Genomic DNA, 14,639 nt, shown 5'->3' with positions numbered 1-14,639 from the left:
TGCCCAATCGGCAAGGCATCAGCTTCTGAGGCCGGGTGCCTCGTAACCTGTGCGCTCGACATATTCCGTGTAGCCGCCGGGATATTGATGGATGCCTTCGGGTGTCAGCTCCAGTACCCGGTTGGAGAGCGCCGCCAGGAAATGCCGGTCGTGCGAGACGAACAGCATCGTGCCTTCATATTGCGAAAGCGCCTCGATCAGCATCTCCTTGGTGTCGAGATCGAGATGGTTGGTCGGCTCGTCGAGCACCAGCAGGTTCGGCGGATCGAAGAGCATGATCGCCATCACGAGCCGCGCCTTCTCGCCGCCCGACAGCACCCGGCATTTCTTTTCGATATCGTCGCCAGAGAAGCCGAAGCAGCCGGCCAGCGCCCGCAGCGAGCCTTGACCGGCCTGCGGAAAATCATGCTCGAGCTGCTGAAACACGGTGCGCTCTCCATCCAGCAGATCCATGGCGTGCTGGGCGAAATATCCCATTTTCACGCTGGCGCCGAGCGCAACGCTGCCCTCGTCCGGCTGCGTCGAGCCCGCAACCAGCTTCAGGAGTGTGGATTTGCCGGCGCCGTTGATGCCCATGATGCACCAGCGCTCGCGGCGTCGCACCATGAAATCCAGTCCTTCATAGATGGTGCGGCTGCCATACTTCTTGTGGACGTTCTTCAGCACGGCCACGTCTTCGCCCGAGCGCGGCGCCGGCTGGAATTCGAAGGCGACGGTCTGTCGGCGCTTCGGCGGCTCGACGCGATCGATCTTTTCCAGCTTCTTCACGCGGCTCTGCACCTGCGAGGCATGCGAGGCACGTGCCTTGAAGCGCTCGATGAACTTGATTTCCTTGGCGAGCATCGCCTGCTGGCGCTCGAACTGCGCCTGCTGCTGCTTCTCGTTCTGCGCGCGCTGCTGCTCGTAGAATTCATAGTCGCCCGAATAGCTGGTGAGATTGCCGCCATCGATTTCGATAATCTTGGTGACGATGCGGTTCATGAACTCGCGGTCGTGCGAGGTCATCAGCAACGCTCCTTCGTAGCCCTTCAGGAAGGATTCGAGCCAGATCAGGCTTTCGAGATCGAGATGGTTGCTCGGCTCGTCAAGCAGCATGACGTCGGGGCGCATCAGGAGGATGCGGGCAAGTGCCACACGCATCTTCCAGCCGCCAGACAGCCCGCCGACATTGCCGTCCATCATCTCCTGGCTGAAGCTCAGGCCATCAAGCACTTCACGGGCGCGGCCCTCAAGCGCGTAACCATCGAGTTCCTCATAGCGCGCCTGCACTTCGCCATAGCGCTCGATGATCTCATCCATCCTGTCGGCCTGGTCCGGATCGCTCATTGCTGCTTCGAGTTCGCGAAGTTCGGCGGCAACGGCGCTGACGGGACCGGCGCCCTCCATCACTTCCGCGACGGCACTGCGTCCCTCCATCTCACCGACATCCTGATTGAAATAACCGATGGTGACGCCCTTATCGACGGAAACCTGCCCCTCGTCGGGCTGCTCCTGGCCGGTAATCATCCTGAAAAGCGTCGTCTTGCCTGCGCCGTTCGGCCCGACGAGACCGACGCTCTCGCCCCTGTTGAGCGCCGCGGATGCCTCGATGAAGAGGATGCGATGGCTATTCTGCTTGCTGATATTTTCGATACGAATCATGGTTACGCGAGGCCCAAAGAAAGTTTTTCGGGGGCCTTATGCCATGGGTGGGGCGCTCTGTCGCAAGTTTTCGGCGAATTGGCCAAAGGGTGTCATGTAATTGCCTGGTAAACGATTGCCGCGGGTGTCGTTGCACGCGACATGAACGTCGCAGATCGCACGATCACGCCGCGGCAAGCTTGGGCGCTTCCTATAAGTCGGGTAACAAGACATATTCCGGTGCGTCCAAATACCTTCGGTGGAACCTGCCAAAGCGAAAATTTCAGACGGGTGTGCAGAACAGCTGCACGAATTTAAACCTCATCAGCCAAGAGACATTGAGGGTTGTGCCGACGTCGACGATGCAGTTGTCGTCATAAGCGTCTACTTTGAAGCTGTATTTCAGGTCATGAAATATTTCGACGATTTTGGAGACTGTTTTCGCCGGATCGTCGAAAAGGAAGTTGTGCAGCTCAAGGTTGATGAAGGGCCGATCAGACAAGATTCGCTGTGCCCCAAGCATAACTTCCAGCTCGGCGCCATCCACGTCGATCTTCAGGAAGTCGACCTTTTTGGAATGATCATAATCATCGTCAAGCCTAACGACTTCCACTTTCGTCGACATACGTGGATCCTGGTCCGAGGGCAGGACCATGAATGAACCCATGCTATCTTGGACCGGGAGCAATCCACCTCTGTCTCCGGCTGCGCGCGGATGAACTATAATATTGCGGAGATTGTTCAGCTTTGCGTTGCGCTCGATCATCGCTGCGTTACTGGGAGATGCCTCCCAAGCATGAACCACGCCCGTTGGTCCCGTGCAGAGGGCAAGGATAACTGTTGTAAGGCCCTGATGCGCGCCGCATTCGAGCACCGTTGAACCCGGCTTGATGGTGTCAACCCACCACTGCCGTTCGCTCTGCCATTGATCGGGGTAGTTGTACCACTGGCGCGCCAACTCATCCTCAATATGGACATCGAACTTATGCGGCCCAACGAACCGCTCTCTGGCAATAAAGGATTCAAAGGCATCGGACATATCAGTGGCTCCCTGTTCAGCATCGAAATCATCAATTCAAAGACGAACCGATTTCGCCATGTGCCAAGCCTTGCATAGCTGCCAAAGAACAAGGCAGGCTCAGTTATGTTATACACGTACTGCGTCGATTGCCTCTTCGTCGCAGATGACGTCCCGGCGTACGGGGTCTGGTGTGATCGGCTGGCTCGCCGCGTTCTGCTGGTCCGTTGGATGCGACGGATCGGATGTATAATTGTTGACGAAGCAACGCATCGCATGTGCGACGCCACGTGAATTCACCTCTCGATGGTCGGCTTCGTAGTAAAGGCCGCCAGCGTAGCTTCCAGTAATGATTTCATAAGAGGGAAAGTAATCAATCCAGTCAAAGCGAGAAACGATTTGATCAGCGACGACTCTTAGAACAGACTTGCTGTAGGTGGTCGATACGAGCACGTTTCTATTTTCATACGTAGCGATCAGCGGTACAGGGGAAACTGTCAGCAACACTTTGATGTGCGGGCTCTTTGCCTTGAGCTTCCGCAGGAAAGTGAGGAGATCGGCTTCAACATCAGTGACACCGAAATTGACGAACTCATGACGCTTACTATCAAAGGAGCCCGCTACGACGCCCGGCGCGAGAGGATATACAGAGCCGTCAACCTTGGATCGCCATGCTTCGGTAAGACCAAGGGTGAAGACCAGCACATCCGCCCTCGTAAAAACCGAGCGGACGGCAGCAAGATGTTCGACCCGCGCATCTTTCACCGCTTTGACCGTTTCGAACCCGTCAGGCTCTATCTGCGGCCGATAGGGATCCACATACCGCCCGTCAGCCCGCTTCCATGAATCTTCAGAGAGCTCCCGTCCCTCGAAAGCTTCTTCATATAATTGCAGCAGCTGTCGGGCCGTGTAGAGATTGCCATAGCGTGCCGAGAAGACCCCGAAATTGCGCCGGATTCGTTCGTTTTCGGATAATCCTCTGCCATCTTCGGCTACGAAATAATAGAATCCGATCCGCTGCAATTGACGAGAAATATGTTGAGCGAAGCAGCTGCCCGCCGTAGCTATCTTCATCGTCTTGTTAATGCGGAATTTCGGATCGACGACTGGATCGAAAAGATGAGGTTCGATGCGCGATATCGAGCGCCGCCAGAGCTGGTAACTTTCTATCGCCGCATAAGGATTTGTCATCGAGTTGCCTCCGCTATGACTGCCTTGACGTTATCGTATCGAGGGCGAACCGCATGCTCGACCAGGATCGACCGGGGCGGGAGCCTCGAGTAGATCGCGAAACTGAATTCGATAAATTGCTCGAGCGAGATGAGGCGATATTCATTCGGCAATTTGAAAAGGTAGGATCCCCCTGCACCAAACGTCTCGGCAATCTCTGGATATACGGGATAGCACGGCCCGTTCAGAAGATTATCGGCAGGCAGAACTTCGCCGTCGGTGGTATCGACTCCTAACCGTCGTAGGAATATTCGGGCAATATCGTAGATACAGCGGATCTTCGGATGATTGACGGAATACATGAAAGGCTCACCGCGGGACCATTGCACGAAAGACGATGAAATATCCAAGCCATGTTCGGAAAAATGCCGAAAGAGTTGCGTCCGCTCTTGCTCCCAACGCGTGAAAAATCCGCAGGCCTCGAAGATATCACGTCTGAAGAGCTTGCGCGTTGCTTCGACGCTCAGGCCAGCTTCGTATGAAGCCAGAACGATCATGGAATGATAGGATCCCATGGGGCCCTCGAGCGGACCGTCCGAGAAGGCGTAGCAGATATCAGGATGGTAGGCATCGAAGTTGATAGAGGGAATGAAGTCGAGGTTCTGAGCGCTACCGAAGTCGAAATCCATGTCGCGAAACTGCGGATGAATAATGACCCTGAAATATTGGGACAGTTTCTCCTTATATTTTCCAATATTCTTTCTGAACGCCCATATGTCGACCGCGTCTATATGGAAGCGAGGGCCGAGAAGCTTCAAGGAATTCGCGAGACCGAATGTTTGGCAATTCGATACTAGCAGCCATGTTTCCATCAGAACTATCCCAAGCGATCGCATTCAGGCGGTCGCTATCATGTTGAAATACGTTAGATAAACGTCGTGAAATCTTTGAGGTCTCGATCAATGTCGCATTGACGATCCCATTGTTTTCTGGCCGCTGGAACTTGTCCATATAAATGGCGTCAGGTCTGGCTGATTTGCGTAGGCCTCTGCAGGGCCTGCCTGATATGCACTGTCATATATGGGCGGGACGTGCCATCGACCAACCATTCATCAGTCACATTCCCAGCTGTCTTGGGTAGTTAAAAATCGGCACTCGCGACATTCGATTATTTGTTTGGAAAAATTTTTGGCGGATGCGACGGATTTCGGTTTGACCTGACGTTTATAAAGGCGTCGCTGTAAGGATCAGTAATGCCGGTGCGCATAAGGAATGCTGATATTTAGAGCGAACGAAGGTCTACAGGATCGAAGATGCTATCCGTTTCAGCCAGCAGTCATCCAAGTTTATTGGGACGCGTTTTGCGGCAGGTTGAGGATCTGGCTTGCGTTCTGTTACTGAGCGCGGCGCTTGCCACAGTCGGGGTATCATCCAGAGCTTGGTCCGCCAATGCGGCTTCCCAACACCAGCGGCTCAATGAGCCAGTCAAGGAGATTGCGGATCAGCGCCTGCTTCTTAATACGCCCGAGGGGATGGGTGAGTTGCCCGTCTACGCGGATCATGCGATCGAAGCGGCGTCGCCCGACGTGACGAAGGTGCTGATCATCGTCCACGGCACGCTCCGAAACGCCGATGCCTATTATGCGACCGGGCAGGAGGTGCTCGCAAAGGCAGGCGATCTCGCTGACGGTACGATGGTGGTTGCGCCGCAATTCCTGATAAGACCGGATTTGAACGCTTTCTCGCTGTCTGCGCAGACGCTGGCCTGGACGCAGAATGGCTGGAAAGCCGGAAAACCCGCCCGCCAGCCGGCGCCGATCAGTTCTTTCGCCGCGCTCGATGCCCTGCTGCAGCATTTCGCTGACCGTCGCCTGTACCCTTCGCTGAAGACCATTGTCGTGATGGGGCATTCGGCCGGAGCACAATTGGTCCAGCGCTATGCCGTCGCCGGACGGGAGGCGGAAAATCTGACGAGCGCCGGCATCGCCGTCCGCTATCTCGTGGCCAATCCCTCGAGCTATCTTTATTTCGACAACGAGCGGCCGGCCTTACCGGATCAGCAGGCAGGGCTGGCTTCCTGCCCGAAGGCGACGCAATGGCGATACGGACTCGCCGGCGCACCACCATACGTATCGTCACAGGACCCGAAGCTTCTCGAAACGAGATATGCCGCGCGCAACGTGGTCTATCTGCTGGGGCAGGCGGACACGAATCCCTATACCCATTTCATCGACCGCTCCTGCGGGGCGATGGCGCAAGGGCCGTATCGGCTTGCACGCGGGCTCACCTATTTCGACTATATGAAGAAGCGGCATCCTTCCGATCTCGATCAGAAGGTCGTCGAGGTACCCGGCGTGGGGCATGATGATGAAGGGATGTTCGCCTCGGATTGCGGCATTGCCGTTCTGTTCGATCGACCGGTGCCGCCGTCTTGCCCGGTTATCGATGGGACTGCAAAACTATCCGGAGCGGTGCCGTAAGTTTTCTCGAGTGGTCGATCCCCATCGTGATCCCGCCGTCTATTTTCATGCGTCAGCTGCGATAGGCCGGCTGCGGGCGCGATGATCGGATTTTTCGCTGTATCGGGCGCTCGATGCCCAGGTAGCAAACGATGGCAAAGGCCAGCGAACCCAATGCGATAGGCATCGGCTGCATATCGTGCGGCACTCCGATGCGCAAAAGCAGTGCAGTGACCAGGATGCCGGTCAGGACGTGCCAAACATAGATGGAATAGGAGGCATCCCCCAGGAAATGCAGGAACGCCAGCTGTGGCACGCCTCGTTCCCGCTCGGCAAAAACAGCGCCTGACAGCAGCAACACTGCCGGTATGCCCCAGCGTACCGCCCGCTCCAAATGGATCAGCGGGTCGCTCGCCACAAGCAGCACAACGCCGACGATCATCAAGCCGACGGCGGCGGGAAAAGGCAGTCGAAAACCCTGTTTCCACAGGCGCCCGATGATGATGCCGGCGGCAAATTCCAGAATGACCGGCTGTGTGAAAACACTGAGGTAGCCGGGAGGCAGCAGGTAATGCGCAATCACAATGGTCACCAGGGCCACCATCAGGAACCATAGCCGCCTGAATTCCGGCACAAGCAGCGAAATTGAAAAAATGAGATAGAAGAACATCTCGTAGGACAGCGTCCATCCCTGCTCGACGACAGGGTGCAGGGCTTCGTCCTTCATGAAGGGCACGAAAAACAGCGAGCCAATCAAGTTCTCGATGCTCGAATTCGTGTCGAAGAAGAATTGCGGCTTCAGCACGGCAACGATGAAGGTTGCCGCCGTCGCGATCCAGTAAAGCGGCACGATCCTGATGAGCCGGCGCCACATGAATTCCTGCGGACCGAGCGATCTTCCGTCGGTCGTGACCCACATGATGAAGCCGCTGATGACGAAGAATATATCGACCCCAGCTGCTCCGCTCTTGAACTCCAGGCCATATGTTTCGCAGACATGGAAGCAAAGAACGGAAATCGCGGCGATGGCCCGCAGATATTGAATGCTCGCGATATCGCTGCCGATTTTCAAAGCGGTGCCTCACACGATTGAACTGCTATCTCCGATGCCCCGAGGGCCAGATTCAGCGATAAAATGCGTCGAAAGGCCGGGCACCGTGCATGACGGGTTTGAGGCTCGGCAGACCGAATATTGCTGCATGTTGCTGCAGCAACAATTTCAATGAAAATGGATCATTTCCCGCCGGTTTCGTGGCCGAAATCGGGCAATTGGATGTAGGGACGAGTGCTCATAAAGCCGAACGCTTGTGCAGGAGCTTCGCAATCCGCCGAAACCGCTTAGACCGCTCGAACTTCGGCAAGCCGCTTGACCGAGTATTCGTCCTGCCAACAGACAGCAGCTTCCCATGCGGCTGATGCCTGTGCGGCGATATCATATGCACCATCGTCAAGATCGGCAGCGTTGTCGGGCAACACGAGGTCGAGGTCTGGAACGTCGACATGTGACTCATCCCAGTCGATCAAAGCGACGCGATCTGCAGTCATGCGGATATTGCCAGGGTTGTTAGGATTTCCATGGACGACGCATGTCTGACGCCCGACGAGCCGCGCCCAAGCTGCTCGGCATCGGGTGACGCCCTCGGATGGCATTGCGGTAAGGTTGACCCTCGTTCCGGTTTCGACATGCAGAAGGTCGGTTGACGATCTCCAACCGGGACGCTGCGGCCAGCCTCGCGTCAATCGGTGCAGCTTGCGGAGCGTCTCGGCAACGCGACGCCAATCGGCCCCCGTTTCGGGCGGCCCGCCCTCCATGTATTTCATTACCACCAGACCATCCACGAAGAGCCGGCCATCCGTCGTCGGGATCGGCGTCGGAACGGTCATGCCTTCGCGGTCGAGGTATTGGAGTAGCTCCGTTTCCCAGGCGAGATCAGCGTCGGTTCTGAAGCCGAGACGAGCGACGGCAATCCGTCCATGGATGCGAACGCTCCATACATCGTTGGCAACTCCACCGGTGAGTGGTTCGAGGCGAACCGCGTCCTCACCCCATTGCCCGAGCGCTTCCCATCCCATTGGCGATATCCTGGCGCATGACTAGTGCCTGACCCGTTTCGTCCGCAGGCGCTGGCGATGCTAATTAACGCGATTGGCGTAATATGCAACAGTGATGGCATGTTTCGCCAATGATCTGCCGCCAGCGAGCTTCTATTTGTGATCTTGCGAACAGAGAGGCAGATATGAGCAATACACGCAAGAAAACAGCGCTCGTGACCGGCGCATCCTCCGGCATGGGCAAGGAAATCGCCAAACGCCTCATCAGCGATGGCTTCAGGGTCTATGTAGCGGCGCGCAGCGTCGATAAGATGCTGGATCTCGAACGCCTTGGTGCACGCGCTCTGCAGATGGACGTATCCGACGATGACGAGATCAACGCTGCCGTTAGCACCATCCTGGCAGAAAGCGGCGGCGTCGATGTTCTTGTCAACAATGCAGGCTTCGGACTGTATGGTCCTGTCGAAGACATCGCCATGGACGAGGCGAGATATCAGTTCGAAGTCAATGTCTTCGGCCCGGCGCGCCTGACCCAGCTTCTCTTGCCCGCGATGCGCCAGAGGGGCTCCGGCACCATCGTCAACATCACCTCGATGGGCGGCAAGATCTATACGTTGCTCGGCGCGTGGTACCATGCCACCAAGCATGCGCTTGAGGGCTGGTCGGACAGCCTGCGGTTGGAACTGGCCCCGTTCGGCATCGACGTCGTTGTCGTCGAACCGGGCCTCATCGAGACGGGATTCGGTGATGTGGTCGCCGACGGTCTCGTGAAACGTTCCGGAGCAGGCGCGTATGCCAAGGTCTCGCAGGCGGTCGCCAAGACCACGAGGGCGACCTATGGTCATGGGCGCGGCACGGATCCGAAAGTGATCGCTGATGTCGTCTCGGCTGCCGTGCATGCGAAAAGGCCGCGGACGCGGTATGTCGCCGGCAAATATGCCAAGCCGATGATTGCGATCCGTAAATGGCTCGGTGATCGGATGTTTGATCGCATCATCATGAGCCAGATGCGCTAACATTCCCGCCAGCGGATGACAGACGAGCGTACTTCTGCGAGATCGGGCTTAGAGGATCGACTGAGATGAGTGTGATGCCAGCAGACAAATGCAAGGTGCCGCAGGCCTTCTGGCGTGCGGTCGAGCGGGTCGGCTTGCCACCGTCTGCGGTTCTGCGTCAGGCCCGTTTGCCCGCCACCTTGCATCTGGGCGAGAATGGCATGGTGACGACCTCGCAGTATTTTTCGATCTTCAGGGCGCTCGAGGAGTTGATGCCGGAGCCTGCACTCGGACTTCGGCTCGTCCGCGAGGCAGACACGGCAGTTCATCCGCCATCGACCTTGGCTGCCTTTCACGCCAGGGATTATCGCGATGCGCTTTACCGGGTCGCGCGCTTCAAGCGGCTCTGCACGCCCGAGCAGTTGAGTTTCCATGAGGACAAAGGCGAGGTTTCGATCGCAAGCAACTGGGTTTACGCGACCGAGCTTGAGCCCGGGATCGCCATCGACGTTGCCTTCGCCTTCCTGGTCGAGCTTGGTCGCCGCGGAACCGGCCAAGCCCTGACACCGGTTCGGGTCGAGTTCATGCGCTCCGGGCCAAAGAGCGATCTGTACCAGCTCTTTTTCGGGTGTCCCGTGAAGTATGGTGCTCTGCAGAACAGGCTCGTCTTGAAATCGGCCGATCTTGACCGGCCGTTTCCGGGCCACAATCCCGAACTCCTGGAAATCCTCACGCCGGCACTTGCTGCCGCCATGGGTGAGCTGCAGGCCCGCAGTTCCGTTGGCGACCAGGTGAAAGTCGTCCTGAAGCGATCGCTTGCAAGCGGACGTCCGGAGTTGTCGCAGATAGCGCAGGATCTCAACATGAGCGAGCGAACGCTGCAACGGCGTATCACCGAAGAGGGTAAGACCTTCCGCGAGCTTCTGTCGGAAGCGCGCCAGGAACTCGGACGGCAACTGCTGTCCAACCCGTCCACCGACATCGACGAGGTCGCGTGTCTTCTGGGCTATCAGGATCGCAGTTCCTTCTATCGCGCCTTTCGCGACTGGGAGGGGCTGACGCCTCTGCAATGGCGCGAGCTGAACGGACGGGATGCCTCGCATTTCAATTCGCTGCATTGATGCGGATCAGGCCTCGCATGCTCCAGCCATAGCGGCGGAAGGCAGGCAACTACTTTCCAGCCATCGAAGGCAAATCCTTTGGCGCCTGCTGCAACGGGATCGGCAGCGTCCGCCACTGCGCCGGCATGCCGGTGCTGATACCAAAAGATGCCGTAGCCGATAGAGGGTTGTTGTCAGAATGGAGCTGAAGAAATGTGCGTTGCGCCAACGCACGAACAGCGACATCGGTGCCGTTAAAAGCATTCGCCGACAGCAACCTGCTGAATTGTCATAGCGGATTCCTGTTTTGTTCTTTGGTGCATTTTCCGGGCACCGAAGTGCCCGGAAAATTATTGATTGAAACACACTCAACCGTTTTGGGACAATCCACTGGCTTCCCAGGCTCTTGTTGTGCCAATACTCAGCTGCAGCCGCTCGTCGCCCCACACGTGTCGCACTTCTCGCAAGTTCCATTCCGAACCATCGTGAAGTTCTGGCACTCGGTGCACATGTTGCCGGTGTAGCCCTGCATGATGGAGCGGGCGCGGCGTTCGGATTCGAGCTTCTTGGCTTCCGTCTTTGCGTTGGCAGCCTCGCTTGCCGCGTTATCGGTGAAGAGGCCCGTCGCGGATTCGGAGATGACTTCCTCTGCGATCTCTTCGGCCAGTTCCTTCGCACGCTCCTCATAATCGCGCTTGAAGGCGACGACTTCTGAGGTCGAGACCGAGCTTGCCGGTTCCAGCTTGCGGACCGTGTTGCCGGCAAAAGCCGTCACCGTGCCGAGGGAGGCGGCGCGGGCCGGGGCGGCTGATGCGGCGCCCTTGGCTTCGGCTGCCGGACGCTCGCCGCCGGTCGGAACCAGCGTCGGCTTGTAGCCGCGGGTCAGGCCCTTTGAGACAACATCGGCCTTGCCTTCGGAAACGCCGCGGCCGAGCGCCGTGTTGTTGAAGTCGGACGTGTCGACATGAGCGAGATCGTGGCGGCCGAGATAGGAGATCGCCAGTTCGCGGAACACGTAGTCGAGGATCGACGTGGCGTTCTTGATCGCGTCGTTGCCTGTGACGATGCCGGCCGGCTCGAACTTGGTGAAGGTGAAGGCGTCGACATATTCCTCGAGCGGCACGCCATACTGCAGGCCGAGCGAGACGGAGATCGCGAAGTTGTTGATGAAGGCGCGCAGAGCCGAGCCTTCCTTGTTCATATCAAGGAAGATTTCGCCGAGACGGCCGTCGTCATATTCGCCGGTGCGCAGGAAGATGGTGTGACCGCCGATCTTGGCCTTCTGGGTATAGCCCTTGCGGCGGCTCGGCAGCTTTTCCTGCGTACGCACGACCTTCTCGATCACGCGCTCGACGATCTTTTCCGTGATGGTGACGGCCTGGGCCGCTACCGGTGCCTGCAGGAATTCTTCCAGCGCATCCTCGTCGCTGTCATCCTCGATCAGCGAGGCGTTCAGCGGCTGGCTGAGCTTGGAGCCGTCGCGGTAAAGAGCGTTGGCCTTGAGGCCGAGCTTCCAGGAGAGCATGTAGGCGTTCTTGCAATCCTCGACAGTCGCCTCGTTCGGCATGTTGATCGTCTTGGAGATGGCGCCCGAGATGAACGGCTGAGCGGCCGCCATCATGCGGATATGGCTTTCGACCGAGAGGTAACGCTTGCCGATCTTGCCGCAGGGGTTGGCGCAATCGAAGACGGCCAGATGCTCTTGTCTCAGGAACGGAGCGCCTTCCAGCGTCATTGCACCGCAGACATGGATGTTGGCGGCTTCGATGTCCTTCTTGGAGAAGCCGAGATGGTCGAGCAGGTTGAAGCTCATATCGGCCATCTGCTCGTCGGAAACCTTCAGCGTGCCCTTCAGAAAGTCGGCGCCGAGCGTCCACTGGTTGAAGACGAACTTGATGTCGAAGGCGCTCTTCAGCGCAGCGTTGACGGCATCGACCTTCTCAGCGGTGAAGCCCTTGGCCTTCAGCGTCGAGGGGTTGATGGCCGGAGCCTGGTTCAGGTTGCCGTGGCCGACAGCGTAGGCCTCGATTTCGGCGATCTGGCTTTCGGAATAGCCGAGCGTGCGCAGGGCTTCCGGAACGGCGCGGTTGATGATCTTGAAGTAGCCGCCGCCGGCGAGCTTCTTGAACTTCACCAGGGCAAAGTCCGGCTCGATGCCGGTCGTGTCGCAATCCATGACGAGGCCGATCGTGCCGGTCGGCGCGATCACGGTTGCCTGGGCGTTGCGGTAGCCATGCTTTTCGCCGAGCTCCAGCGCCTTGTCCCAGGCAGCCTTGGCATGGGCGACGAGATCCTGGTCCGGATTGTCGGAATGGATCAGCGCCACCGGATTGACCGACAGGCTCTCATAGCCCGAGGTCTCGCCGTAGGCGGCGCGGCGATGGTTACGGATGACGCGCAGCATGTTTTCGCGGTTCGGCTTGAACATCGGGAAGGTCCCGAGTTCGGACGCCATTTCGGCCGAGGTCGCATAGGCGATGCCGGTCATGATCGCCGTCAGCGAGCCGGCGATGGCGCGGGCTTCGTCCGAGTCGTAGGGAATGCCCGACGACATCAGCAGGCCGCCGATATTGGCATAGCCGAGGCCGAGCGTGCGGTATTCGTAGGAAAGTTCTGCGATGCGGCGCGAGGGGAACTGCGCCATCATGACAGAGATTTCGAGAACGACGGTCCAGAGGCGGACGGCATGTTCGTAGTCGGCGATGTTGATGCGCTTCGTCGCTGCGTCCTTGAAGGTCATCAGGTTCAGCGAGGCGAGGTTGCAGGCCGTGTCGTCGAGGAACATGTATTCCGAGCACGGATTGGATGCGCGGATCGGGCCGGCAGCCGGGCTGGTGTGCCAGTCGTTCATCGTCGTATTGAAATGCAGCCCCGGATCGGCCGATGCCCAGGCGGCGTAGGAGATGGACTCCCAGAGGTCGCGGGCTTTCAGCGTCTTGACGACCTTGCCGTCCTTGCGGGCGGTCAGGTTCCAGTCGCCGTCATTCTCGACGGCACGCAGGAAGTCGTCCTTGATGGAGACGGAGTTGTTGGAGTTCTGGCCGGATACGGTCAGATAGGCTTCCGAGTCCCAGTCCGTGTCGTAGGTCTTGAATTCGAGATCCTTGTAGCCCTGGCGAGCGAACTGGATGACGCGCTGGACGTAGTTTTCCGGAACCTGATCCTTCTTGGCAGCACGGATCTCGCGCTTCAGGGCAGGGTTCTTGGCTGGGTCGAAGCAATCGTCATTGTCGCCTTCGCAATTGACGGTCGCCTTCATGATCGCCTTCAGATGCTTGGCGACGATCTTCGAGCCGGTCACGAGGGCGGCAACCTTCTGCTCTTCCTTGACCTTCCAGTTGATGTAGTCCTCGATATCCGGATGGTCGATGTCGACGACAACCATCTTGGCGGCGCGGCGGGTCGTGCCGCCCGACTTGATAGCGCCGGCAGCGCGGTCACCGATCTTCAGGAAGCTCATGAGGCCGGAAGAACGGCCGCCGCCGGAAAGCTTTTCACCCTCGGCGCGCAGCATCGAGAAGTTCGACCCGGTGCCGGAGCCATACTTGAAGAGGCGGGCTTCGCGAACCCACAGGTCCATGATGCCGCCTTCGTTGACGAGATCGTCCTCGACCGACTGGATGAAGCAGGCATGCGGCTGCGGATGCTCATAAGCCGACTTGGACTTGGTGAGCTTGCCGGTGAAGGGGTCGACATAATAGTGGCCCTGGCCGGGGCCGTCGATGCCGTAGGCCCAGTGCATGCCGGTGTTGAACCATTGCGGGGAGTTCGGCGCGACGCGCTGGGTGGCGAGCATATAGGCAAGCTCGTCGCGAAACGCGGAGGCGTCTTCTTCGGACGAGAAGTAGCCGCCCTTCCAGCCCCAGTAGGTCCACGTGCCGGCGAGACGGTCGAAGACCTGGCGCGCATCGGTTTCGGAACCGCTCTGCTGATCCTTCGGCAGGTCCTTCATGGCCGCATCGTCGGGCACGGAACGCCACAGGAAGGAAGGAACGTCGTTTTCCTCGACCTTCTTCAGCTTGGCAGGCACGCCCGCCTTGCGGAAATATTTCTGCGCCAGAATGTCGGCCGCGACCTGCGAAAACTGCGCGGGTACGTCGATATTTTCGAGGCGGAACACGATCGAACCGTCAGGATTCTTGATCTCGCTCGTCGCCTTGCGGAATTCGATGTCCGCATAGGGTGACTGGCCGGCCTTCGTAAAACGACGTTCGATGCGCATGGT

General features: G+C 58.2%; 10 protein-coding genes. 3 read left to right on the top strand and 7 right to left on the bottom strand.

Annotated features, from left to right (window positions below):
- Nucleotides 1-18 precede the first annotated feature (18 nt).
- The 4 genes from AC13QY_RS23555 to AC13QY_RS23540 all read right to left on the bottom strand — a co-directional run bounded on the left by AC13QY_RS23555 (nt 19) and on the right by AC13QY_RS23540 (nt 4,680).
- Nucleotides 19-1,641, bottom strand: a complete 1,623-nt coding sequence (locus AC13QY_RS23555; protein ID WP_152094251.1) for an ABC-F family ATP-binding cassette domain-containing protein — start codon at nt 1,639-1,641, stop codon at nt 19-21.
- 262 nt (nt 1,642-1,903) lie between these two features.
- On the bottom strand, nt 1,904-2,659 hold the full coding sequence (locus AC13QY_RS23550) for an FkbM family methyltransferase (RefSeq protein WP_113352655.1): 756 nt from the start codon (nt 2,657-2,659) through the stop codon (nt 1,904-1,906).
- 108 nt (nt 2,660-2,767) lie between these two features.
- Nucleotides 2,768-3,829 (bottom strand): GSCFA domain-containing protein, encoded by a 1,062-nt coding sequence (locus AC13QY_RS23545; RefSeq protein WP_113352654.1) that lies wholly within the window; start codon nt 3,827-3,829, stop codon nt 2,768-2,770.
- A complete protein-coding gene (locus AC13QY_RS23540; protein ID WP_113352653.1) occupies nt 3,826-4,680 on the bottom strand; it encodes a WcbI family polysaccharide biosynthesis putative acetyltransferase in 855 nt (284 codons plus the stop codon). The genes AC13QY_RS23545 and AC13QY_RS23540 overlap by 4 nt, the downstream gene beginning before the upstream one ends.
- 660 nt (nt 4,681-5,340) lie before the next feature.
- Between AC13QY_RS23540 and AC13QY_RS23535 the strand changes: the two genes are divergently transcribed.
- Nucleotides 5,341-6,288 carry an alpha/beta fold hydrolase gene (locus tag AC13QY_RS23535; protein ID WP_233788739.1) on the top strand — a complete coding sequence of 316 codons (948 nt, stop codon included), beginning with the start codon at nt 5,341-5,343 and terminating at the stop codon, nt 6,286-6,288.
- 52 nt (nt 6,289-6,340) lie between these two features.
- On the opposite strand, the gene AC13QY_RS23530 is transcribed toward AC13QY_RS23535, so the two are convergent.
- Together AC13QY_RS23530 and AC13QY_RS23525 are read right to left on the bottom strand one after the other, a co-directional pair.
- Nucleotides 6,341-7,339, bottom strand: coding sequence for an acyltransferase family protein (locus tag AC13QY_RS23530; RefSeq protein WP_488493960.1), 999 nt, complete (start codon nt 7,337-7,339; stop codon nt 6,341-6,343).
- A gap of 266 nt (nt 7,340-7,605) precedes the next feature.
- The gene (locus tag AC13QY_RS23525) at nt 7,606-8,340 is read right to left on the bottom strand and encodes a phosphotransferase enzyme family protein (protein ID WP_488493959.1); all 735 of its coding nucleotides are present in this window, start codon (nt 8,338-8,340) and stop codon (nt 7,606-7,608) included.
- A 164-nt stretch (nt 8,341-8,504) separates the two neighbouring features.
- Here AC13QY_RS23525 and AC13QY_RS23520 point away from each other — a divergent pair, with 164 nt between their 5' ends.
- Both AC13QY_RS23520 and AC13QY_RS23515 read left to right on the top strand, forming a co-directional pair.
- Nucleotides 8,505-9,335, top strand: coding sequence for an oxidoreductase (locus AC13QY_RS23520; protein ID WP_488493958.1), 831 nt, complete (start codon nt 8,505-8,507; stop codon nt 9,333-9,335).
- A gap of 65 nt (nt 9,336-9,400) precedes the next feature.
- Complete coding sequence (locus tag AC13QY_RS23515) at nt 9,401-10,435, top strand: AraC family transcriptional regulator (protein WP_488493957.1); 1,035 nt, start codon at nt 9,401-9,403, stop codon at nt 10,433-10,435.
- A gap of 400 nt (nt 10,436-10,835) precedes the next feature.
- On the opposite strand, the gene AC13QY_RS23510 is transcribed toward AC13QY_RS23515, so the two are convergent.
- A complete protein-coding gene (locus AC13QY_RS23510) occupies nt 10,836-14,636 on the bottom strand; it encodes a vitamin B12-dependent ribonucleotide reductase (RefSeq protein ID WP_488493956.1) in 3,801 nt (1,266 codons plus the stop codon).
- Nucleotides 14,637-14,639: the final 3 nt, after the last annotated feature.

The sequence above is a fragment of the Martinezella sp. CNPSo 3795 genome, assembly GCF_057784475.1.
The sequence above is the reverse complement of the archived record's forward strand: the minus strand, read 5'-3'. Positions and strand labels throughout refer to the sequence as shown.